We start from the raw sequence: 24,078 nt of genomic DNA, 5'->3' as shown, positions 1-24,078 counted from the left end.
TAAAATACGATCATGAAAAAATTCATCATAGCAGCAGCAATAGTTCTATCAACAGGTTTTTCAGTAGCTAACGCAGCAACAGGCACTAAAAAAGATATCGGTACTGCTGATACCAAAAAAGACATTGGCACCGCCGACACCAAAAAAGATATCGGTACCGCTGACACCAAGAAAGATATTGGTACTGCTGATACTAAAAAGACATTGGTACTGCCGACTAATTGCACCACGAAGCACATAACCTATTCTACCTCGGAGCATAACACATAACAGATAACAACCATCAACGCATATTAAAATACGATCATGAAAAAATTCATCATAGCAGTAGCAGTAGTTCTTTCAACAGGTTTTTCAGTAGCTAACGCAGCAACAGGCACTAAAAAAGATATCGGTACTGCTGATACCAAAAAAGACATTGGCACCGCAGACACCAAAAAAGATATCGGTACCGCTGACACCAAGAAAGATATTGGTACTGCTGATACTAAAAAAGACATTGGCACTGCCGACTAATACAAGTTCCTGATCTGTATGAAAAAACTAATAATTATTACTTTTATCATCCTTTCTTCTGCTGTTACCGCATTTTGCCTGGCGGCAAAATCTAATTCCCTTGTAGCTGAGCCGGATAAAAAAGAAATACATAATGACTTTTCCGGCAAAAACATAGCTGATACTCATACAACCGCTATAGGTACGGCCGATTAATTAAATCACCGTATCCATATAACAATAATGCCCCGTCTTTTTACACGAGGCATCTTCAACTTATTTACTACAACTGGTATACTCCAAAAACAACTATAAAGCAGGCTTATTAGCTGATTTAAACTGGCTGCAATTATCAAGCTGATATATTAAGGTATAGCCGGCATTGGTATCAGTAGTTTGCCTGCCATCAGCAGTGTTAACCTTTAAAGGCTTTTGGGCCAATTGCTGTGCAGTTAGTTTAAAAGCCAGTTGAATAGAATCCTTGGTACCTTCCTGCATAAAGTTCCAAACAGCGGTGATCTCATCACCGGAAATTGTTCCTGTTAAAGTGCCTTTACGGCTGTCTTTTTCTTTTGGCATCCATTTCATTTCCCCTGTAATTTTATTGCCTTTTTGCAACAGGTGAATAGCAGTAGTATCCTGGTTATTTGTGCCATCGGTACGCATAAAGCAATATTCCATATCCTGGGCGGGTGTGCTCATGGCGGCCTTTTTTCCCGTATCCACTTTTGCAGAGTCGGCTGCTTTATTACTGTTGCTATTGCTTGTGCATGATGCAAGCGCTATGGCGCAAATGGCAAAATACTTTTTCATAAGGTGTATTTACTTTTCGGTAATGCTGAGTTTTTTAAAAACGTTTTAACTGTGTTTATCAAACGTAACAATACTATAACTACGCTGGTTTAAATTTGTTAGTTAAGTATTATTACATATATTGCCGCGGCAAAACTTTAAATGCTTATTTCTGCATAAAATAACCGCATAAATAAACAAAAAGCTAATTATACAGTTACTTACAAAAAACAAAAAACTTAAACATGGCAGCAAAAAAAGAAGGCGCTATTACCGCCTACTCAGTAAAAACAAAAACCAAGAACGTACCAATGATTGATCCTGTTATTGATGTAAAATCAGGCAGATACATTGCTACCGGTAAAGATAGCGAAGGCAACAAAATGGCTGCTATTATGGGCAAAGCCACTGCAGAAGAGCATATTAAAAATGGCAACGCCAAAAAAGGTACTGGCTGGGAATAATCATCCTTCAGCAACTAAACAAAAAAATGCCGCCTTGTTTTAGCGGTCATTTTTGGTTTATTACTTACCTCCAGTTTTATCACGGGTTTAACAGATGAATGGACAGCAGTTAGTGTATCTCCATCATCACCTTACCTCCTTTAGTAACCCATTTCAAGGTTTACCTCNGACTCGCTTGTTTTTAGCGGGCATTTTTTGTTTATACTACCTCCAGTTTTTATACGGGTTAACAGATAAGGCAGCGTTAGTGTATCTCCCATCATCACTTACCTCCTTAGTAACCCATTCAGGTTTCTCAAAAACCTCCTCTTCGCTGTCCAGTTCAATTTCTGCTACAATAAGTCCTGTATTGTCACCCTCAAAAACGTCAACTTCCCATAAATGCCCGTTGTGGGATATGTTGTACCTTACTTTTTCAACAACCGATGTGGTAAAATCTTTCAGTATTTCTATACCGTCAGTGAGAGGTATTTCGTAGTCATACTCGCTTCTGCTTATCCCTTTGGTACCACCTTTTAAAGTAATATAAGCTGCTGTTCCGGTAACGCGTAATCTTACTGTACGGTCCTTATCATTTACAATATAACCTTGTCGGTATACATCGCCCTCAGGTTTATTTACTAATGACCATTTGTCATGGTTAACTAAAAACTTACGTTCTATTTCTATTCCCATTGTAGCGTTTATTTTACAGCAATAAATCTTAAAAAAATCGTTTATGTTATGGTTGTTATAACCTCCCAAAATAGCTAACAGATGTTAAAACCAGCCCTTGTTACCCTGCAATAAAACAAATGTTTTTATATTAGCCAAGCCTACTGTCATTAAACTATGAGCGCGAAAAGATTTACCCTGCTTCTGTTTATTTTTATTTCTTCATTTACCAAAGTGTTTGCCCAGCGCGATACTATTGGTATAAAAACTATTGTAACCAAAACCGCTCAATACATTAATGCCTACCCTATTGAAAAAGTTTACCTGCATTTAGATAAACCGTACTATACCGCCGGCGATACCATCTGGTTTAAGGCATATGTAACTATTGACAGGCATCAACCTACTGTTTTAAGCAATATTGTTTATGTAGATATCGCTAATGAGCAGGATTCACTTGTAAAAATTTTAAAATTACCCGTGGTAAATGGTGTGGCCAACGGTAACATTCTGCTGCCGCCAGATGTATACAAACAAGGAAATTACCATTTGAGGGCATACACCCAATGGATGCGCAATTTTGATACGGATTATTATTTTAATAAAAACATTACCATTGGCAACGCTATACAGGAAAACATCAACTCGGCAATTGATTTTAAGAAGAATACCTCAACAGCCAACAAACCGGTAGCGGTTATCGCTTATAAAGAAACCGGGGGAGCTCCTGTTAGTAACAGAAAAATAAGCTGGAGCATTGTAAATACTAATGGTGATGAACTGGCCAAGGGAAAAGGCACAACAGACGCAGCCGGTAATTATACCGTTAGCCTTGCCGATGCTACTAACCTGCAAAATGCTACACTTGTTGCCAATCTGGAAACAGGTAAAAAAGAAAAGCTGGACAGGTTTTCGCTGAAAGGCGCGGGCGCTGGCTACGATATACAATTTTTTCCGGAGGGCGGCGAACTCACTATGGGCGTGCGCTCCAGAATTGCTTATAAAGCGATCAACTCAAATGGCTTGGGTATTGATGTGAAAGGAACTGTAACCGATAACACCGGCGCAATCATCGCGAATATACAGCCACAACACCTGGGCATGGGTGCATTTGTTTTATTGCCCGAAGATGGTAAAAGCTATAAGGCAAATGTTACCTTTCCCGACGGTTCAAGCCAGGTATTTGATCTGCCACGTATAAGGCCATCCGGAATAAGCATGTCTGTTTATGACGCCGACGCCGCTAACCTTGGTATAAAGCTGTCCGCAAATGAGCCCTACTTTAACGCTAATAAAGACAAAGTATACTATATTATCGCACAAAACGGCGGCGCTATATATTTTGCGGCGCAAACTGCATTAAATACACAAAGCTACAGCGCCAATATTCCGAAAGATAAATTCCCTACAGGTGTATTACAACTAAGCCTGATGAGCGAACGAGGCGTAATACTGGCCGAGCGCATTGTTTTCATACAACATAACGACGAACTTAACCTGTCATTAAACACTGATAAAAAAGTTTTCACTACACGCCAGAAGGTACGCCTGGGTGTTTTAGCTAAAAAGGGCGCGGCTCCGGTTAGCGGTAACTTTTCGGTTTCTGTAGTAGATGAAAGTAAGGTACCTTTTGATGAGGATAACGAAAATACCATACTCTCCAACCTGCTGCTTACTTCAGAAATAAAGGGGTATATCGAAAAACCCAATTATTACTTCCTGAGCAAAAACGCCAATGCAGCAGCCGATCTGGATATCCTGATGCTTACACAGGGTTATCGCCGTATATCATATCGTAATATTATTTTAAACAAATTACCCCAGATTACACTACAGCCCGAGCAAAACGGCTTACAGCTCAGCGGCATGATCCGCAACACATCGGCAGTACCTGTGCCCAAGGCTAACCTGCGTATACAAATACCCATAAAAAAATATTTTGCCGAAACGCTTACCGATATGGATGGCAATTTCAGGTTTACAAAGCTGGACTTCCCCGATTCGGCTGATATTACCCTTAATGCACGAGGCAACATTAACAGCCGCAACCTGGTGATCACCGTGAACGGCGAACCTTACCAGCCGGCTACAAAAAACGTTAACGCAGGCGATGAGATCCCAGATATAGATAATGCCTTTAAAGACCTGTTGGCCAACAGTAAAAAGCAATATGATAATACCCATACTTTAAAAGAGGTAGTAATTAAAGCCAAAGCGATAGTAAAAAAACCAAGCCATACCGATTACAGTGCTTTAACCGGCCTGCCCATGATGGCCGACCAGGTTGTATCTGGTGAAAGGTTTAAAGATTGCCCCAATCTATACATATGTGTTCAAACTGCTTTATTAGGCGTTTTTGTTGAGAACAATAACATGTACCTATCAAAAAACATGTCAAATTCCAACAAGTTGCCTGTGCAGATATTTGTAAACGGCCAACCTGTTGATTACAGCTTTTTAAATACTATAGCAGGTAAAGACGTTGAAACTATTGAGGTTTTTAAAACCGATGGTGTAAGCTCATTAAACAGGGTTTATCAATCTGATGGTATCGTTTCCATTATTACCAAAAAACTCCCTGTGGGCCAAAAAGTGACTTATCAGCAATTACAGGATATGCTGCCAAAGGGTAATATCATCACCTTTAAGGGGCTTGGATATGCTGTGGCACGCGAGTTTTATTCGCCTAAATATGATGTTTTAAAACAAGGCGCCTTTGGCGGCGACCTCCGCAGCACTATATACTGGAACCCTAAGGTAAAAACAGATAAAACAACCGGCGCTACATCGCTTGAATTTTTCAATGCCGATGGCAGGGGTACCTACAGGGCAACTATAGAAGGCTTTGATGCTGATGGTAATCTGGGGCGCTACATTTATCGCTACACCGTTAAATAATCTGTAATCTGTGCAATAAAAAATTTGGTATATTTAGGTTGATTAAACCTGAATATCATGAATCCTACTTTTATTAATGTACCTGCAATTTTGTTGGCAGCGTTATCAGGCTTTGCTGTTGGCGGCCTCTGGTACGCCCCTCCGGTATTTGGAAAAGCGTGGATGGCCGACAACCAGCTATCAACCGAACAGATACAAGAGGGCAACAAAGCCAAAATATTTGGCTTTACCGCTTTCTTTTCATTAGTGATGGCTTTTAACCTGGCCATGTTTCTTGCTGACGAAAAAACAACCGTAACCTGGGGCGCAACAGCGGGTTTCCTCGCCGGAGTATGGACATTTAGCGCCATTGCCATACACAGCCTTTTTGAACTCAAAAGCTGGCGCCTCATTTTTATCAATGGCGGTTACAGCGTGGTCGCCCTTACTTTAATGGGCGCAATTATAGGCTTATGGCGATAATTATATGCCTGTAATGGTTATGTGTTTTCGCGAATATTAAATGACAGTTTAATGAAGCAATTACCGAACAATAGTAGTTGCTTAGCGTTATTTAAATCTATCATTGGCAGATATTTATGAACAACAACACAACAACATTGCCGGCAACATTTACCATTGGCGGCGAATTAACAGTTAACCGCCTCGGCTATGGGGCTATGCGTATAACCGGTAAGGGCATTTGGGGCCCGCCTAAAGATAAAGACGAAGCAATAAGAGTATTGAAACGCGCTGTTGAACTTGGCGTAAATTTTATTGATACGGCAGATAGCTATGGCCCGCATATCTCTGAGGAACTGATTGCCGAAGCGCTGTATCCGTATCCGCAGGGATTGGTAATTGGCACCAAAGGCGGCTTGCAACGTACCGGCCCCGACCAATGGCCTGTTGATGCCAGCCCTAAACATTTGAAAGAGGCATTAGAAGGCAGTTTAAAGCGACTGAAACTTGACCAGATAGATCTGTACCAGTTACATCGCATAGATCCTAATGTTCCTGCCGAGCAGAGCTTTGAATTTTTGCGTGAAGCACAGCAACAAGGTAAAATAGTACACATCGGTCTCTCAGAAGTAGATGTTGACGCCATTAAAAAAGCGCAGGATTATTTTGAAGTAGTATCGGTACAAAACATGTACAGCGTTGATAACCGTAAATGGGAAGGCGTGTTAAACTATTGTGAGGATAATGATATTGCCTTTATCCCATGGTACCCGTTAAGCGGCGGTAATGTAACTGCGAATGAAATATTACAAAAGATAGCAGATAAGCACAATGCCACCATACACCAGGTCGCCCTTAACTGGTTATTGAACCACTCAAAAAATATATTACTGATACCGGGTACCTCAAGCGTGGCTCACCTGGAAGAAAACATGCAAGCTGCAAATATCAGGTTAGATGAAGAGGATATGGACCAATTAGATGGCATAGCCCCACCTGTAGGCTAAACGACAAACACTTTAATAAAAATGCCTCCAGTAACGGAGGCATTTTTATTATGATTAAATTGCAGGCGTGAAAAGCAAAGAAGATATCCTGCAAAAATACTACTCCTATACGCCGGATGGCATCCCAGAGATCAACCATTCGGGTTTGCTCGAGGCCATGGAAGAATACCGCCTTGAAGCCGAAGAAGCTGCCTTTAACGCCGCCCGGCAAATGCAACAGCAGCAGTATCAATATTCTTCATTTAAAGAATATAAGGAAAGCCTTTCAGCACAGCCGGCCCAGGTAAGTGAAAGCGATAAAATAAAGCTGATAGCCGATAGCATTGTTGAACAATTCTTACCGTCTGATCCTGCTATTTCAAACTTCTCATTCAGTTTTAGAACAGAAGGAAAACCATATACGGCAATTTACGCACGTAACCAACAAGGGTATTGGGAGTACCAGTCTTTTACACCGGACAATTAAATGTTAGCTACTTTAAAAGGTTTTACATCAACCGTTTCCCAAACCTGTTGGGTAATGTAAGGCTCGCGCTGTTTCCAGGCCTCTAACTGTTCCTCATTTTCAAACTGTAATATCATTACTGAACCAATCATCCGGCCATCATCATCCAGCATAGCACCGGCAAAAACATAATTACCGCTTTCTTTAAGTTCCTTAGCGCCATCCAGGTGGTGCGGCCTAACGTTCATACGGCGTTCATAGGCGCCTTCGTCGGTAAAATCATATGCGGTTACGAGGTATTGGTTCATGTGCGTCATTTTTTAAAATTAACAAATAATGTGGTCTTGTGTTTATAAGTCCCCGAGGTCATTAAAAATAATTTTTTCGGTTAAACATCGGAATAACTGTATAATTTACAATATTTGTTTTCCCAATTATTATACCTGGAAAAAATGAAAGCCGATCTGCAACAGCAATTCTTTGAACAATATGGTAAACATGCCGATGAAACCTTTTTTTCACCTGGCAGGGTTAACCTTATTGGCGAACATATAGATTACAACGGAGGGCTGGTGATGCCTTGCGCCATTACCTTTGGTACTTACCTTTTAGTAGCGTTCAATAACGATAACGTATTTCGTTTCAAGAGCCTGAACTTTAACGAAGAAACGGAAATTCCGGTAAATGCAGAACACCGTAAAACAGGAGAAACCTGGTATAATTACCCGCTGGGGGTCATCAATCACTTTCAGCAATCCGGCAAAGAACTGCGCGGGTTAGACCTATTGTTTTTCGGCGACATCCCCATCGGTTCGGGTTTATCTTCATCAGCATCTATTGAAGTGGTTACCGCATTTGCCTTAAATGAGCTTTTTAGTGCCGGTTACAACAAGCTTGAACTGGTTAAACTGGCCCAATCTGTTGAGAATAAATTTATAGGCGTTAGCTGCGGTATTATGGACCAGTTTGCCGTGGCATTCGGTGAAAAGGATAAAGCCCTGAAACTGGATTGCAACACGCTTGCCTATGAAGCGGTTGACAGCAACCTGGGCGACTATGTACTGGCCATCATCAATACCAATAAACCACGTAAACTGGCCGAATCAAAATACAACGAGCGGGTAAAGGAATGCCAAACAGCCCTAACAGCTTTACAGCACGAACTCAATATTACCTACCTGTGCGATATCAACAGCGATACCTTTGATCGGCATAAATATTTAATAACAGACCCTACCGTTCAAAAGCGCGCACAGCACGTGGTTGAAGAAAACGACCGTGTAAAAAAAGCCGCCGAAGCTTTAAATAACAATGACCTTAACGGCTTTGGAAAATTGATGTATGCCTCGCATGACTCCTTGCGCGACCTTTATGAAGTAAGCGGAACAGAACTGGATACGGTGGTACAATATGCTAAAACTAACCCGGATGTTGCCGGTGCCCGCATGACAGGCGCCGGCTTTGGCGGCTGTGCCATAGCATTGGTTAAGGGTGATGGCTTTAAGCGCTTCAGCAATGATGTAATAGCGTATTACACCGAAAAAATCGGTTACGCGCCATCGGTATACAGCTCGCTTATTGGTGATGGTGTTGGCGTGCTTAAAGAGCAGGTAAAATCGTAATTTAGCGGTTTTACGCTTAAAAGCTCATGCGCAAATTAAAACTCGACGAACTTAACCGTGCAACCATAGCCGAATTTAAGGAACAGCAAAAACTGCCCGTAGCCGTTGTGCTGGATAATGTGCGCAGTATGCACAATATTGGTTCCATATTCCGTACTTCTGACGGATTTGCTGTTGAACAAATATGCCTCTGCGGCATTACCGCGCAGCCCCCACACCGCGAAATTGAGAAAACAGCGCTTGGTGCTACCAACGCTGTAGATTGGGCTTATTATCAAAACACGGTTGATGCCGTAACCCGGCTAAGAGCAGATGGTTACAAAATAATTGCCATTGAACAGGCAGAGAACAGCACCATGCTTAACAACTTTGGGCCCAACCCGGGTGAAAAGTATGCCCTGATATTCGGTAATGAGGTTAACGGCGTAAGCGATGAAGTAATGGCGCTGATAGATGGTTGTATAGAAATACCCCAGTTTGGCACCAAGCATTCCTTTAACATTGTGGTATCGGCAGGTATAGTATTGTGGGATTTCTACGCCAAAATAGTTCATGGCTGATGGATTGACCTTGACAATTTTTCTATAATTTAGTGAGCACCTGATCCATTAATTATGATTCCCACCAGCGCGCTCGCTAAAAAACTGCAAATAAAGGCCGGCCAAACCTGGCTGCTTATTAACCCTCCCAAAGATTACGCGGCAGCCCTGGATCCCCTGCCTGATGGTGTTGAGTTGGTTTTTACTCCAGACAGGCAAGTGAGCGGCATACAAGCCTTTGCGAAAAGCAAAAGCGAGCTGGCGGCAATATTGTTAAAACTAAAGCCCATACTCACTGATGATACCATCCTGTGGGTGATCTATCCGAAGAAAAACTCAGGTATAGCTACCGACCTGGAAATGATGAGCAGCTGGGACGAACCTGCCAGATACCAGCTAAGGCCGGTGGCATCTGCTGCTATAAATGATACTTGGACGGCTTTACGATTTAAGCCGGAACATATGGTTAAAAGATCCGACACCAGCCAGGAAGCCATGAAGCAGCAAAACGCTTATTCAGATTACATAGATTCGGTAAAAAAGCAAATTACCATTCCCTCCTATCTGCAAGAAGCATTGGCGGCGGCTCCGGCTGCTTTTGTCAATTTTGAGAAGCTGGCATGGTCGCACCGTAAGGAGTATGTGGTTTGGATATTAAGCGCCAAGCAGGAACAAACCCGCGCTAACCGTATAACCAAAATGGTAGAGATGCTGTTAGCGGGCAAGAAAAACCCGAGTGATAAATAACACGCTACTTAACGCTTTCATCGTATTCATATATCCCGCCCTCTTCACCAAAATCTTTAATGGTTTTAAGCTGTTTATGGGCTTTTATGTCCTTTAAGTTTATCAGTTCCGGATTCTCAAGGTTGTTAAACCAGATGAGGTAAAAGCGCTTGATACGGTAAAACTTCTCTACATCCTTCTTAAAAAATTTATGCGGCACCAGGTAGGCAGACATGCCTGAGAAAAAATAAACCGCTTCGTGCGCGTCTGAATAAATGGTTATACCCGGCTTAAAAATGCTTTTATCCATTGTTTTAAGATAAGCGGCAAATTTCGATTCCATCCAGTCGTTGTCGGTATAACCAGGGTTACCGTATTCATCAGCTATTTGGTCTTTATACCTGTCGCGGTCTACCATAAATATTTTGGTAATATAGCCCAGCATAGCGGCAATAAATACTACTGCTACAACTGTACGCAACTTATGATTGGCTAAGCGCTTCAAAAAAAGCAAACCCCAACTGGTATAGCCCCACAAAGCGGGTATATACATAGGTGATAGCAGCCTCGGGTTAATACGCTCATACCGCGAAAAGGTAGAAGAAAGCACAATGAACAGGCCGTAAACCAACGCGAAAGCAATCGCCAGGTTCTCGTAACTATTAAGTTTACGGCGGTAAAAGTTAAAGGCCAGAGCGGCTATAAAACCCGCTAAAATAACAATGGCAAGCGGCGTAGCCAGAAAATACATATTAGGTGTAAAGCCCAGCCACTCGCAAAATACCGTACCAAAGTAGTATAGGTTTTTGATAAAAGGCGTAATGGATGGCTCTCGCGGACCGGTAACCGTACCTGTATGCAAAGCATTGAACCAAAGGTTGGCTACCAGTAAGGAGATAGAAATAAACCCGAATATGAGGATATGCCCTATCTTTTTCCGGATAGGCAAAGTACGGTCAAGCAAGAGTATTAAACCGCCTGTACCCACTATAGTAACAGCGGCATAGCGCGTAATGCAGGCAACCGCGGCTATTAACGCTGCGAAAACCAGCCATTTACCGGCATGGTTAACCAAATATTGCCTGAAAACAATCATGAACAGCAGCACCTCTAAAATAAATAGCGTCTCCGACCATAAATAGGTGTAAACCTGTAATAAGCCGGGATTTAAGATAATAGCCGCCAGCACCAGCCATTTGTAAACGCGCGACGTAGGTACAAACCGCGACATGATATAGCCGCTGCAATAGATAAGCGCGCCAAACATCAAAGCATCAAGCCACCATCCAAACACGGTAGGATCAAGCCGGGTAATAAAACTGATGACACCTAAATAAGTAGGATAAAAAACCGGGAAATCTACAATTGGGGCATGGTTAAACGTATGCAAATTACCATGGGCCACAAAGTTACGTGCAGCGCTGGTATACATGATGGAGTCGGGGGATATGCCCACTCCATTGTAACTGCAGAACAGGTAAATAGCAAAAAAAGCTATCGCTGAAAATACCAGTGTATCGTAGTTCTTTAATTTATCTGTAAACGTCATTAATGCTTAGATGCTTTAAAAAGGAACGACATTCCAAAATGTTTTAGATAGGATGTGCAGATTTCAAGTGTGCAGATGTGCAAATGAACCATCACATGTGTAAATAAACAAGGTTATCTGCACATCAATATTTATTCTATCAAATCCAAAACCGTACTTATCGGCTGGTCGCTGTCAATCAAAATGCCTTTAACGCCGGCGGCTTCACCTGCTTCAACATCGCGCTCACGGTCGCCAATGAAGTAAGATTTGGCCGGGTCGATATTATATTTTTCGATGCCCTGCAACAATAAGCCGGGTTTGGGTTTACGGCAGTCGCAATCGCCAGTAAAATTTGGGTGATGGGGGCAGTAAAAAAAGTCGGTTAGCTCTACCCCGCGTTCATGGTAAACCTGTTTCAGGTGCTTATGCATTTTTGCCAGTTCTTCCTCACTGTACCAGCCCTTTGCCAAACCACCCTGGTTAGTAGCTACCAGTAATAAATAGCCACGGTCCTGCAGTTCTTTAAGCGCATCAAAATTATCAAGTACATGAAAATCCTCAAATTTACATACGTAATCGCCCATTTCGCGATTCAGTACACCATCGCGGTCTAAAAAAACCGCTTTCCTTTTTTCTGTCATGAGTAAGTATAAAACAAGATTTCCGCAAAAGTAAACTTATTAGGGAATTTACTATGTGTGCATATTATTCAACCTCTGAAAATTATCAAATTGATAGCTAAAGTATACGATAATTGTCGACTTAATAAATTTCTTGCATCAAAATGGCTCCGTTTTAGAAATTTTAAAAAAATTATGGATATTTTTATGAAAAAAATGTAATTTTAGTAACTTCGTTATTACGCTAATTATAAACTTTGTGTAAAAGATATGGATCAGACTGATTGCAACCAGCAGGGACTTTACAGGCCCGAATTTGAACACGACTCCTGCGGAACAGGTTTTATCACCCATATAAACGGCCATAAATCGCACGCTATTGTAAGCGATGCCTTAACCATGTTAGAAAACATGGAACACCGTGGTGCTTGTGGCTGCGACCCTGATAGCGGAGATGGTGCCGGTATCCTCATTCAGCTTCCGCATGAATTTCTGATGGAAGAATGTTCTGATCTGGAGATCAGCTTGCCTGAACCGGGTGAATACGGTGTAGGTATGATGTTCCTGCCAAAAGAGCCTTCTTTAAAAAAGGCCTGCCGTAAAATTATTTCGGCTGCTACAGATAAGCTTGGTTTTGCTATCCTCGGTTTCCGCAAGCCCGACGTTGATTCATCAGTAATTGGCGAAACCGCCCGCCAGGCCGAGCCCGATTGCGAACAGATATTTGTTGCCCGCCCACGCGGCATTTATAATGCCGATGATTTTGAGCGAAAGCTATATGTTTTACGCCGCTATATTAATAAAACCGTTTTGGAAACGGTTCCGGCCGCGGGCGAACACTTCTACTTTACTTCGTTCTCCTGCAAAACCATTATTTACAAAGGCCAGGTAACTACTTACCAGCTGCGTAAATACTTTAAAGACCTGGCCGACCCACGGGTAACATCTGGCTTAGCGCTGATCCACTCACGTTTCTCTACCAATACTTTCCCGTCATGGAAACTGGCGCAACCGTTCCGCCTCATCGCGCATAACGGGGAGATCAATACGCTAACCGGTAACCTTAACTGGTTCTATTCGGGCGTAAAATCATTTGCCTCTGCCTATTTCACCAACGAGGAAATGGAGATGCTGCTGCCGGTGGTTGATAACAATCAATCAGACTCTGCTTGCCTGGATAACATCATCGAAGTATTGCTGCACACCGGCCGCTCATTACCACACGTAATGATGATGCTGATCCCCGAAGCATGGGATGGCAACGAGCAAATGGATCCGGTTAAAAAAGCTTTCTACGAATACCATGCAACACTAATGGAGCCATGGGATGGCCCTGCGGCTATCAGCTTTACCGATGGTAAAAAAGTTGGTGCCGTGTTGGACCGTAATGGTCTGCGCCCGCTGCGTTTTGTGATCACCAGCGATAACCGCGTTATTGCCGCGTCTGAAGCCGGTACGCTTAAGTTAGACGAGAGCACCATTGTACGCAAAGGCCGCTTGCAGCCTGGCAAAATGTTGCTGATAGATACTGAGCAGGGCAAGATCATCACCGACGAAGAAATTAAGAAAGAAATTACCAGCCAGCAGCCTTATGGTAACTGGTTAGATAATTATAAAATACGCCTGGGCGACCTGCCCGAGCCACGCGTATCATTCGCGAGCTTAAGTGCGGATGCTGTTTACCGCTACCAGCAGGTATTTGGTTACAGCCGCGAGGACATTGATACCATTATCAAACCTATGGCTTTGGATGGTAAAGAGCCGGTTGGCTCAATGGGTACCGATGTGCCATTGGCTATCTTATCTGATAAGCCACAGCATCTGTCGAGCTATTTTAAACAATTCTTCGCGCAGGTAACCAACCCTCCTATCGACCCTATTCGCGAGCGTTTGGTAATGAGTTTGGCTACCTTTATAGGTAACAACGGTAACTTGCTGGATGAGGACAAAATGCATTGCCATTGCGTGGTGCTTAACCATCCGATATTGAAGAACCACCAGTTAGAAAAACTGCGTTCTATAGATACCGGCCTGTTCCATGCAAAAACGCTGCAAACCTACTACAAAGCCGATGGTAACCCCGGCTCATTGGAGAAAGGTATTGAAAGGCTTTGCCGCTACGCCGATGACGCCGTTGATGATGGCTTCGAGGTATTAATATTGAGCGACCGCGCTATCGACTCTGAACACGCGCCTATCCCAATGTTGCTGGCGGTATCAGCCGTTCACCACCATTTGATAAAGAAAGGTCGCCGTGGCGCCGTAGGTATTGTCGCCGAAACCGGCGACGTGTGGGAAGTACACCACTTTGCTACTTTATTGGCATTTGGTGCTACGGCCATCAACCCTTACCTGGCGCTTTCAACCATCGAAACATTAAAAAATGAAGGTCATTTAGAAACCAGCCTTGATCTCAAATCGCTTTACAAAAACTATGTAAAATCGGTTAATGATGGCTTGTTAAAGATATTTTCTAAGATGGGTATCTCTACCTTGCAGTCATACCACGGTTCGCAGGTGTTTGAGATATTGGGTATTAACAAAGAAGTTGTTGACCGTTATTTTACCGGTGCCGTTACCCGTATTGAGGGCTTAGGTTTGGATGAGATCGCTAAAGAATCGCTTTGCAAACACAAAACCGGCTTTAACGCGCCAAAAACAGAAACACATTTATTGCCCGAGGGTGGTATTTACCAATGGAAACGCCGTGGCGAAGCCCACTTGTTTAACCCAACCACAGTACACTTGCTGCAACACGCAACACGCAGCAACAGCTACCAGGTTTACAAAAACTATGCGGCTGCCATTAACGAGCAAACAGAAAAACATTATACCATCCGCGGGTTGCTGGATTTTGCCCATCACCGCGAATCAATAAGCCTTGATGAGGTTGAACCGGCAGAAAGCATCATGAAGCGTTTTGCTACAGGCGCTATGTCTTTCGGCTCTATTTCGCACGAGGCACACAGCACCATGGCTATCGCCATGAACCGTATTGGTGGTAAAAGTAATACCGGCGAAGGCGGCGAGGACGAAATGCGCTACGAGAAATTGCCAAACGGCGACTCTATGCGTTCGGCTATTAAGCAAATCGCTTCGGCACGCTTTGGCGTTACCTCGCATTACTTAACCAATGCGGATGAGTTACAGATAAAAATGGCGCAGGGTGCTAAACCTGGTGAAGGCGGACAGCTACCCGGCCATAAGGTTGACGAATGGATAGCTAAAACCCGCCACTCTACACCGGGTGTTGGTTTGATCTCTCCTCCGCCGCACCACGATATTTATTCAATTGAAGATTTAGCGCAGCTGATCTTCGACCTAAAGAATGCTAATCGCGAGGCACGCATCAACGTTAAGCTGGTTTCAAAAGCCGGTGTAGGTACCATTGCGGCCGGTGTGGCAAAAGCCCATGCCGATGTGATTTTGGTTGCGGGGTATGACGGCGGTACAGGTGCATCGCCAATAAGCTCTATAAAACACGCAGGCTTACCTTGGGAACTTGGTTTAGCCGAAGCGCACCAGACCCTGGTACGTAACAAACTACGCAGCCGCGTGGTGTTGCAAACAGACGGTCAGTTAAAAACAGGTCGGGACCTGGCCATTGCCACCCTGATGGGTGCTGAGGAATGGGGCGTGGCTACTGCGGCCCTTGTTGCAGGCGGTTGTATCATGATGCGTAAATGTCACCTGAATACCTGCCCGGTAGGTGTTGCTACACAGGACCCTGAACTGAGAAAACTATTCAGCGGTAGCCCGGATCACGTGGTGAACCTGTTCCGCTTTATGGCGGAGGAGTTGCGCGAAATTATGGCTGAGCTGGGTTTCCGTACCATTAATGAGATGGTGGGCCGTGTACAGTTCTTAAAAGTTAGGGATAACATCAAGAGCTGGAAAGCTAAAACCGTTAATTTATCAGCTATTCTGCACCCGGTAAATACCGCTAAAGGCAGTACGCTTTACAACAGCGAGAAACAGGATCATGGCATGGATGCCATCCTCGACTGGCAATTGCTGGAACATGCGAAACCTGCCCTGGTAGATAAAACGCCGGTGTTTGGCACCTTCGATGTAAAAAACGTCGACCGTACTATCGGCACCTTGTTATCAAACGAAATATCAAAGGTATACGGTTCTGCCGGATTGCCTGATAATACTATCAATTTCAAATTTAAAGGCTCTGCTGGTCAAAGCTTTGGCGCTTTCAATACCAAAGGAGTTTCCTTTGAGCTGGAAGGCGAGGCTAACGACTATGTAGGTAAAGGCCTATCGGGCGCGCAACTGGCTATCTACCCTGATGCCAGCGCTAAGTTTACGCCGGAGGAGAACATCATCATAGGTAACGTAGCACTTTATGGTGCTACCAGCGGCGAGTTGTTTGTACGGGGTATGGCAGGTGAGCGTTTCGCGGTGCGTAACTCGGGTGCTACTACTGTAGTGGAAGGTATTGGCGACCACGGTTGCGAGTATATGACCGGTGGCCGCGCGCTTATCCTTGGCGAAACAGGCCGCAACTTTGCTGCAGGTATGAGCGGTGGTTTAGCTTGGGTGTACAATCCTAAAGGAACTTTCGCGGCCAACTGCAATACCGAAATGGTTGATCTTGACCCGCTTTCCGTTAAAGACGAGGAGCAAATTAAAGCCCTGCTTAAAAAGCATATCAACTTAACAGGCAGTAAAGTGGCGCAGGATATCCTTAAAAACTGGGATAAAGCTTCATCACAGTTTGTGAAAGTATTCCCTAAAGAGTACAAAAAAGTGTTAGAAAAATTAGAGTATCAAACCGTAAGCTAAATTATAAAATGGGAAAAGTTACAGGATTTCAGGAATATGGCAGGGAACTCCCGCAAAAGACGCCTGTTGCCGAAAGGGTAAAAAATTATAATGAGTTTGTTGGTTTATATTCTGATGAAAAACTTAACCAGCAATCAGCACGGTGCATGAACTGTGGTATACCGTTCTGCCACAATGGTTGCCCGCTGGGAAATGTTATCCCGGAGTTTAACGATGCGGTTTACCGCAAAAGCTGGGACGAAGCCTACCAGATATTATCATCAACCAATAATTTCCCGGAGTTTACGGGCCGTATATGCCCTGCTCCGTGCGAATCTGCCTGTGTATTGGGCATCAACAAACCGCCGGTAGCTATTGAGGAAATTGAGAAACACATTATTGAGATAGCCTACTCTAAAAACCTGGTAAAGCCGGTTGCACCGCTCATTAAAACAGGTAAAACTGTTGCGGTTGTAGGTTCTGGCCCGGCGGGTTTAGCCGCCGCGGCGCAGTTGAGCAAGGCCGGCCATGCCGTTACGGTTTATGAGCGTGATGACCGCCCGGGTGGCTTACTGCGTTACGGCATCCCTGATTTTAAATTGGAGAAATGGGTGATAGATCGCCGTATCCAGATCATGGAAGAAGATGGCGTTGTATTTAAATGCAATGTTGAAGTAGGTAAGGATATAGCTGCCGATGAGATTGTACGTAATTATGATGCGGTAGTGCTGGCAGGTGGTTCAACCATTCCGCGTAACCTGCCTATTCCTGGCCGCGAGTTGAAAGGTATCTATTTCGCGATGGATTTCCTTAAACAACAGAACAAACGTGTAAGCAGCATTGCTGTAGCAGGTGAGGATATTTTAGCGACAGATAAAGATGTTGTGGTAATTGGCGGTGGCGATACCGGCAGCGACTGTGTAGGTACATCAAACCGCCAGGGTGCACGTTCTGTTAAGCAGTTTGAAGTGATGGTACAGCCGCCGAGCGAGCGTACCGCGCATATGCCATGGCCTACTTACCCAATGTTATTAAAAACCACCAGTTCTCACGAGGAAGGCGCTGAACGTTTCTGGGGTGTAAACACCAAAGAATTTATTGGCGACGAAAATGGCGAATTAAAAGCCCTTAAAGTAACCGATGTAAGCTGGGAAATAGATGTAATGGGCCGCCCGATAAAGTTTACCGAAGTTGAAGGCAGTGAGCGTGAGATCCCTTGTCAGCGCGTGTTTCTGGCGATGGGTTTTGTTAACCCGCAATTTAACGGAGCATTGGAGCAATTAGGCGTTGAGCTTGATGAGCGCAAAAATGTTAAAGCGCGCGAAGGTGTTTACCGCACCAACGTAAGCAAAGTATTCGCGGCAGGCGATATGCGCCGCGGACAATCACTGGTGGTTTGGGCCATATCTGAAGGCCGCGAAACCGCCCGTAAAGTAGACGAGTTTTTAATGGGACACTCTAACCTGGAAAGTAAAGATGCCGTGAACCAGTTTGACCAGGTGTTTTATCAGCAGGTATAACCTGCCCTAAGGTTGCCAGTAATAGTTAACCGTTTATAAACCCAAACCCTTGCCGGTAAAATGGCGAGGGTTTTTTGTTAGTGATTAATTTATATAAGCACTTATACATATTGCCATTTTTATAAAAAACAAGCTTTTAAATTGTATTTTTTACAAATTATTGATTTTTAAATTTTGTTTTTATAGTGGAGTGCCTATATTTGCAGCACTTACCACCCGGTACTATACTTAAATGGAACAGTATAAACTACATCATCTTCATCTGCACCATCACCACTTTGTGGTGAATAGATAATGTATGTTTCTACGCGAAATAACAACCTCCGTTTATATAGTTACTAAAACTCCAATTTGTGAAAACATTAAAAATAGCGATCCAGAAATCGGGTCGGCTCAACGAAAAATCCGTTGAATTACTGAAAAATTGCGGCCTTAATTTTGAGAATTACAAGAGCTCGCTGATATCTCCCGTATCAAACTTCCCTTTAGAAATACTTTTCCTACGTGATGATGATATCCCTGAATATGTACAGGATGGCATAGCCGACCTGGGTATTGTTGGTGAGAACGTTATACAGGAAACAGAAGTTGAAGTAAGCTATCTGCAAAAACTCGGCTTCGGCAAATGCTCGTTAAAAATCGCCGTTCCTAATAACAATAGCATTAACAGTCTTGAAGAATTGAACGGCAGGGCAATAGCCACCACCTACCCTGTTATTTTGGGTAAATACCTCAAAGAAAAAGGCATTACATCAGATATACGCACCATTTCAGGTTCGGTGGAAATTTCACCCGGACTGGGCTTAAGCGATGCCATATGCGACCTGGTATCAACCGGCGGCACGTTAAAAAGCAATGGCTTAAAACCTTTTGCCGATGTAATGAGCAGCGAAGCCGTGCTAATAGGCCGTAAAGGCAGCGAGAACGAAGACCTGGTACAGGAGCTGATACAGCGTGTGCAATCAGTTTTGCGGGCTAAAGAGACCAAGTATGTGGTACTCAATGTAGAACGCAAAAACCTGGAAGCCGTTACCGCGTTACTCCCAGGGGTAAAAAGCCCGTCGGTAGTGCCATTGGCCGAAGAAGACTGGGTTGCAGTGCACACAGTTATCCCCGAGCGCGATTTCTGGAGCCGCATCAGTCAGCTTAAACAAGCCGGCGCGCAAGGTATAGTAGTAATGCCGATAGAGAAGATAATATTATAACCCCCCATCCCCCTAAAGGGGGCGTAAAATTTTAATTATGGACAACGATAATTTAAAACCAAGCTTTTCAAAAGCTCCCCCTTCAGGGGGCGGGGGGAGTATTTACAGATATTCGGATCTTTCATCGGCAGATATCCAAGCCCTGGTGCAGCGCAATGTTGACCCGGCTAATGAGATACGCACACTGGTGGAGAACGTGATAGAAAACGTTAAACAACATAGCGACCGCGCTTTGTTTGATTACGCGCACCAGTTTGATAAAGTTGAACTAAGTAAGCTTTACCTGGATAAAGCCGAATTGCAGGAAATTGCTTCTGCCGTAACGGCTGATCAAAAGGCGGCCTTGAAAGTGGCTTATGATAACATCTATAAGTTCCACCAATCACAGGTAAAGGCTGAGGACAAGGTAGAAACTATGCCAGGCGTAACCTGCTGGCGCGAATTAAGGCCGATTGAAAAGGTGGGCTTGTATATACCCGGCGGTACCGCGGTTTTACCATCTACTTTCCTGATGCTGGGTATCCCGGCCAAGATCGCGGGTTGTAAAGAGATAGTAGTATGCTCACCACCGCAAAAAAATGGTAAAGTAAATGCTTTTATTGCGGAGGTTGCATTGATGATTGGCGTTGACAGGGTTTACCTTGCCGGTGGCGCACAGGCTGTTGCCGCCATGGCTTACGGTACAGAAACCATAGCTAAAGTGGATAAGATATTTGGCCCGGGTAACCAGTTTGTAACAAAGGCTAAAACCATTATCCAAAGCACCACTACCACGGCTATTGATATGCCCGCAGGCCCGTCTGAGGTGTTGGTAATTGCAGATGAAACCGCGAACCCGGCCTTTATAGCCGCCGATCTGCTGGCACAGGCGGAGCACGGGATCGATAGCCAATCGGTATTGGTTTGTACAAATGAAACCATTGCCCAACAGACTTTGGCGGAGGTTGAGAAACAGTTACAGGTATTGCCACGTGCAGAGATAGCCAAACAAGCGCTGGATAATTCTTACATGGTTGTTACCCAAAACTTAGCTGAGGCAATGGATTTCAGCAATCAATACGCGCCCGAGCACCTGATATTAGCAACCGAAAGCTGGAAAGAGATCACCGGTAGTATTATTAACGCGGGCTCGGTTTTCCTGGGCAATTTAACACCGGAGAGCGCTGGCGACTATGCATCTGGTACCAACCATACCCTACCCACAAGCAGTTATGCCAGGGCCTATTCGGGTGTATCGGTAGACTCTTTTGTGAAGAAGATCACCTTTCAGCATTTGACCGAAGAAGGCATCAGAAACATAGGACCATCTGTTGAGATATTAGCTGATCTGGAAGGTTTACACGCGCACCGGAATGCGGTGAGTGTGAGAGTTAGCCCCCCGGCCCCCTGAAGGGGGAGTAAAATCCCAATTATATCATAATGAGTAACGAGATAGATCAACAACAACTTTATAGCGGCCCTGACGGTAACTCCCCCTTCAGGGGGTTAGGGGGGCTCCTTCGCCCAAATATTAAAAACCTTACCCCCTATTCATCCGCGCGTGATGAGTTCCAGGGAGAAGCAAGTGTTTTTTTGGATGCTAACGAAAATGCATACGGTTCACCACTGGTACAGGCTTATAACCGCTACCCCGATCCTATGCAGTACCAGGTAAAAATGCGCCTAAGCCAGATCAAAGGGGTTCCGGCACGTAATATTTTTCTGGGTAATGGCAGCGATGAAGCCATTGATATCCTATTCCGCAGTTTCTGTAATCCGGGTATAGATAATGTGATCATCGTACCACCCACTTACGGCATGTATGAGGTATCGGCCAACATCAACGATATAAAACTGAAACGCGTTCTGCTTACCGAAGATTACCAGTTAAACCTGGAAGGCATCGCTGAAGCAATAGATAAGAACACCAAACTGATATTTATCTGCTCACCCAATAACCCTACGGGCAATTCAATCAATCGCGACGATATTGAAACGCTGCTGGCTAACTTCAACGGTATTGTAGTTGTTGATGAAGCGTATATCAACTACAGCAGGCAAAAAACCTTTATACAGGAGCTGACAGAATACGCCAACCTGGTTGTACTACAAACGCTTTCAAAAGCATGGGGCCTGGCAGGCTTACGCATGGGTATGGCCTTCGCCAGCGAGGAGATCATTGAGGTAATGAACAAGGTTAAGCCGCCTTATAATATTAACGAGGCATCACAAACCCTGGCCTTGCAAGCTTTAGCCAATATAGACCAGGTGAACGAATGGATAAAAGAAACGCTGCAACAACGCGACAACCTGGTGCTCACGTTGAAAAACATGGCCTTTGTGCTGGACATCTATCCGTCTGATGCCAACTTTATCCTCGTGAAAACCACCGATGCTAACGGCATTTACAATTTCCTGGTGGAGCGTGGCATTATCGTACGTAACCGCTCAAAAGTAGAGCTTTGCGAAGGCTGCCTGCGTATAACCATTGGCACTCCGCAGGAAAACAATAAATTGATTGAAACCCTACAGCAATATAACGCATGAGCAAGCTGCAAAAAGTACTTTTTATTGACCGCGACGGCACACTGATAAACGAAACGGTTGACGAACAAATAGATTCGTTTGAGAAATTGACCTTTTATCCGGGCGCATTGCAATACCTGCCGCGTGTAGCCGCCGAGCTTGATTTTGAGCTGGTGATGGTAACCAACCAGGATGGTTTAGGCACAGCATCATTCCCGGAAGATACTTTCTGGCCGGTGCATAACCTTATTCTTAAAACTTACGAGAACGAGGGCGTGCGCTTTAGCGAACAAGCCATCGACCGTACCTTTGCCAGGGATAACGCTCCTACCCGCAAACCGGCAACTGGTCTGTTAACCAAATATCTGGATGCAACTAAATATGATCTGGCCAACTCTTTCACCATTGGCGACCGCAAGAACGATATTCTGCTGGCCCGCAATTTGGGTGCAAAAGCAATTTGGCTAAACAACAAAAGTGGCTTGGGCAATGCAGAATTTGAAGCGAAAGATGATGAGTCTTTAAACGATATTATCGCGCTGGAAACAACTGACTGGAAAGACATTTACGAGTTTTTGAAACTGGGGCAACGCGTGATTGAACACCGCCGCACTACCAAAGAAACAGATATCTACATCAAACTTAATTTGGATGGCAAAGGCGATGCAAAGGTTTCAACCGGTTTGCATTTCTTTGACCATATGCTGGATCAGATAGCCCGCCACGGTGGTTTAGACCTTACAGTTGAGGCTAAAGGCGACCTCCATATTGATGAGCACCATACCATAGAAGATACCGGCATTGCGCTTGGCGAGATATTTGCCACTGCATTAGGTAACAAAATGGGGATTGAACGCTACGGCTTTTGCCTGCCGATGGATGATTGCCTGGCACAAGCCGCAATCGATTTTGGTGGCCGCAACTGGATAGTTTGGGACGCCGAGTTTAAACGTGAAAAAGTAGGCGATGTACCTACTGAGATGTTCTACCACTTTTTTAAATCGTTTAGTGACGCCTCAAAATGCAACTTGAACATAAAAGCCGAGGGACAGAACGAGCATCACAAAATTGAGGCTATATTTAAAGCGTTCGCAAAAGCCATAAAAATGGCCGTAAAGCGCGACGCTGAAAAGATGGTGTTACCATCAACAAAAGGGTTGTTATAATAGAAGCAAGATGCAAGAACCAAGAGCCAAGACAATGAGCTTCTCTTGCTTCTTGCATCTTGATTCCTGATTCTCTAACACAATGATCGGAATAATAAGATACGGCGCAGGTAACATATTCTCCTTAACGGCCGCTTTAGACAGGCTGGGCATTGCCTATGGCATGATCCATACCGAAGCTGATCTTAAAGGTTTTGACCGTTACATCATCCCGGGCGTTGGCCATGCCGGCGCGGCTATGCAAAAGCTACAGAGTACCGGGCTGGTGCCTGCCATTAAGGCGTTAAATAAACCCACTTTGGGTATTTGCGTAGGTATGCAGCTCATGACGGCCTACAGCGAAGAAGGTGACGCCGACCTGCTTAATATTTTCCCGATAAAAACACTAAAATTCCCCGGCGATACCGAGTTTAAGGTACCGCATACCGGTTGGAACCAGGTATTTGCAGAAAAGAACAATCCACTGTTTGCAGATATTCCCGAAGGTTCGCACTTTTATTACGTACATTCATACTTTATTGAGTATAACCCGTTATATACTTTGGCGTCAACAAATTACGTCAATAAATTTTCGGCGTCAATTTGGCATAACAACTTTTACGGCGTGCAGTTTCACCCCGAAAAATCAGGTGTGTATGGCGAAACATTATTAAAAAACTTTTCAAAAATTTAACC

Annotated in this window: 22 protein-coding genes and 1 pseudogene; 18 read left to right on the top strand and 5 right to left on the bottom strand. The window is 44.2% G+C overall.

Annotated features, from left to right (window positions below):
- Positions 1–12 precede the first annotated feature (12 nt).
- From CKK33_RS10020 to CKK33_RS19495, 3 genes are read left to right on the top strand one after another with little or no spacing between them, the layout of a single operon-like run.
- Complete coding sequence (locus CKK33_RS10020) at positions 13–270, top strand: hypothetical protein (protein ID WP_095703975.1); 258 nt, start codon at positions 13–15, stop codon at positions 268–270.
- A gap of 36 nt (positions 271–306) precedes the next feature.
- Positions 307–516 (top strand): hypothetical protein, encoded by a 210-nt coding sequence (locus tag CKK33_RS10015; RefSeq protein ID WP_095703974.1) that lies wholly within the window; start codon positions 307–309, stop codon positions 514–516.
- A gap of 18 nt (positions 517–534) precedes the next feature.
- Positions 535–711 (top strand): hypothetical protein, encoded by a 177-nt coding sequence (locus CKK33_RS19495; RefSeq protein WP_158223420.1) that lies wholly within the window; start codon positions 535–537, stop codon positions 709–711.
- A gap of 93 nt (positions 712–804) precedes the next feature.
- Here CKK33_RS19495 and CKK33_RS10010 read toward each other — a convergent pair whose 3' ends face one another.
- A complete protein-coding gene (locus CKK33_RS10010) occupies positions 805–1,308 on the bottom strand; it encodes a hypothetical protein (RefSeq protein ID WP_095703973.1) in 504 nt (167 codons plus the stop codon).
- Between the two features lie 224 nt (positions 1,309–1,532).
- Here CKK33_RS10010 and CKK33_RS10005 point away from each other — a divergent pair, with 224 nt between their 5' ends.
- Positions 1,533–1,751, top strand: a complete 219-nt coding sequence (locus CKK33_RS10005; protein WP_095703972.1) for a hypothetical protein — start codon at positions 1,533–1,535, stop codon at positions 1,749–1,751.
- 204 nt (positions 1,752–1,955) lie between these two features.
- Here CKK33_RS10005 and CKK33_RS10000 read toward each other — a convergent pair whose 3' ends face one another.
- Positions 1,956–2,426, bottom strand: a complete 471-nt coding sequence (locus CKK33_RS10000; RefSeq protein ID WP_095705811.1) for a CYTH domain-containing protein — start codon at positions 2,424–2,426, stop codon at positions 1,956–1,958.
- A 156-nt stretch (positions 2,427–2,582) separates the two neighbouring features.
- Here CKK33_RS10000 and CKK33_RS09995 point away from each other — a divergent pair, with 156 nt between their 5' ends.
- The 4 genes from CKK33_RS09995 (at position 2,583) to CKK33_RS09980 (ending at position 7,217) form a co-directional block, all read left to right on the top strand.
- On the top strand, positions 2,583–5,303 hold the full coding sequence (locus CKK33_RS09995) for a hypothetical protein (RefSeq protein WP_095703971.1): 2,721 nt from the start codon (positions 2,583–2,585) through the stop codon (positions 5,301–5,303).
- Between the two features lie 57 nt (positions 5,304–5,360).
- Positions 5,361–5,765 (top strand): DUF1761 domain-containing protein, encoded by a 405-nt coding sequence (locus tag CKK33_RS09990; protein ID WP_095703970.1) that lies wholly within the window; start codon positions 5,361–5,363, stop codon positions 5,763–5,765.
- Between the two features lie 116 nt (positions 5,766–5,881).
- A complete protein-coding gene (locus CKK33_RS09985; RefSeq protein WP_095703969.1) occupies positions 5,882–6,751 on the top strand; it encodes an aldo/keto reductase in 870 nt (289 codons plus the stop codon).
- Between the two features lie 67 nt (positions 6,752–6,818).
- Positions 6,819–7,217 (top strand): hypothetical protein, encoded by a 399-nt coding sequence (locus CKK33_RS09980; RefSeq protein ID WP_095703968.1) that lies wholly within the window; start codon positions 6,819–6,821, stop codon positions 7,215–7,217.
- On the opposite strand, the gene CKK33_RS09975 is transcribed toward CKK33_RS09980, so the two are convergent.
- Complete coding sequence (locus tag CKK33_RS09975) at positions 7,214–7,504, bottom strand: YciI family protein (protein WP_095703967.1); 291 nt, start codon at positions 7,502–7,504, stop codon at positions 7,214–7,216. The two genes, CKK33_RS09980 and CKK33_RS09975, sit on opposite strands and share 4 nt — an antisense overlap.
- Before the next feature lie 144 nt (positions 7,505–7,648).
- On the opposite strand from CKK33_RS09975, the gene CKK33_RS09970 reads away from it, so the two are divergent.
- Genes CKK33_RS09970 through CKK33_RS09960 form a run of 3 tightly spaced genes read left to right on the top strand, consistent with a single transcriptional unit; the run spans position 7,649 to position 10,104 of the window.
- Entirely contained in the window at positions 7,649–8,818 is a 1,170-nt protein-coding gene (locus tag CKK33_RS09970) for a galactokinase (protein WP_095703966.1), read from the top strand.
- Between the two features lie 26 nt (positions 8,819–8,844).
- Positions 8,845–9,378 (top strand): RNA methyltransferase, encoded by a 534-nt coding sequence (locus CKK33_RS09965; RefSeq protein ID WP_095703965.1) that lies wholly within the window; start codon positions 8,845–8,847, stop codon positions 9,376–9,378.
- 54 nt (positions 9,379–9,432) lie between these two features.
- Positions 9,433–10,104, top strand: coding sequence for a YdeI family protein (locus tag CKK33_RS09960; protein WP_095703964.1), 672 nt, complete (start codon positions 9,433–9,435; stop codon positions 10,102–10,104).
- 4 nt (positions 10,105–10,108) lie between these two features.
- Here CKK33_RS09960 and CKK33_RS09955 read toward each other — a convergent pair whose 3' ends face one another.
- Both CKK33_RS09955 and CKK33_RS09950 read right to left on the bottom strand, forming a co-directional pair.
- Positions 10,109–11,632: a hypothetical protein gene (locus CKK33_RS09955; RefSeq protein WP_095703963.1), complete on the bottom strand. Its 1,524-nt coding sequence runs from the start codon at positions 11,630–11,632 to the stop codon at positions 10,109–10,111.
- Positions 11,633–11,763: 131 nt separating this feature from the next.
- Positions 11,764–12,255 carry an HAD-IIIA family hydrolase gene (locus CKK33_RS09950; protein WP_095703962.1) on the bottom strand — a complete coding sequence of 164 codons (492 nt, stop codon included), beginning with the start codon at positions 12,253–12,255 and terminating at the stop codon, positions 11,764–11,766.
- A gap of 249 nt (positions 12,256–12,504) precedes the next feature.
- Here CKK33_RS09950 and gltB point away from each other — a divergent pair, with 249 nt between their 5' ends.
- From gltB to hisH, 7 genes and pseudogenes are all read left to right on the top strand, one after another.
- Positions 12,505–17,028, top strand: coding sequence for a glutamate synthase large subunit (gene gltB / locus CKK33_RS09945; RefSeq protein ID WP_095703961.1), 4,524 nt, complete (start codon positions 12,505–12,507; stop codon positions 17,026–17,028).
- Positions 17,029–17,036: 8 nt separating this feature from the next.
- On the top strand, positions 17,037–18,527 hold the full coding sequence (locus CKK33_RS09940; protein ID WP_095703960.1) for a glutamate synthase subunit beta: 1,491 nt from the start codon (positions 17,037–17,039) through the stop codon (positions 18,525–18,527).
- A 353-nt stretch (positions 18,528–18,880) separates the two neighbouring features.
- A pseudogene (gene hisG, locus CKK33_RS09935) lies at positions 18,881–19,714 on the top strand (ATP phosphoribosyltransferase); the annotation flags it as partial.
- 55 nt (positions 19,715–19,769) lie between these two features.
- Entirely contained in the window at positions 19,770–21,122 is a 1,353-nt protein-coding gene (hisD, locus tag CKK33_RS09930; RefSeq protein ID WP_095703958.1) for a histidinol dehydrogenase, read from the top strand.
- Positions 21,123–21,151: 29 nt separating this feature from the next.
- On the top strand, positions 21,152–22,258 hold the full coding sequence (gene hisC, locus CKK33_RS09925; RefSeq protein ID WP_095703957.1) for a histidinol-phosphate transaminase: 1,107 nt from the start codon (positions 21,152–21,154) through the stop codon (positions 22,256–22,258).
- Positions 22,255–23,403, top strand: coding sequence for a bifunctional histidinol-phosphatase/imidazoleglycerol-phosphate dehydratase HisB (gene hisB / locus CKK33_RS09920; RefSeq protein WP_198952453.1), 1,149 nt, complete (start codon positions 22,255–22,257; stop codon positions 23,401–23,403). The genes hisC and hisB overlap by 4 nt, the downstream gene beginning before the upstream one ends.
- An 82-nt stretch (positions 23,404–23,485) precedes the next feature.
- Positions 23,486–24,076 (top strand): imidazole glycerol phosphate synthase subunit HisH, encoded by a 591-nt coding sequence (gene hisH / locus CKK33_RS09915; RefSeq protein ID WP_095703956.1) that lies wholly within the window; start codon positions 23,486–23,488, stop codon positions 24,074–24,076.
- The last annotated feature ends 2 nt before the right edge of the window (positions 24,077–24,078 follow it).

Origin of the sequence: Mucilaginibacter sp. MD40, assembly GCF_002288635.1 — a bacterium.
Taxonomy (GTDB): Bacteria; Bacteroidota; Bacteroidia; order Sphingobacteriales; family Sphingobacteriaceae; genus Mucilaginibacter.
Note: the sequence above shows the minus strand (reverse complement) of the source record. Positions and strands in the feature narration are given on the sequence as shown.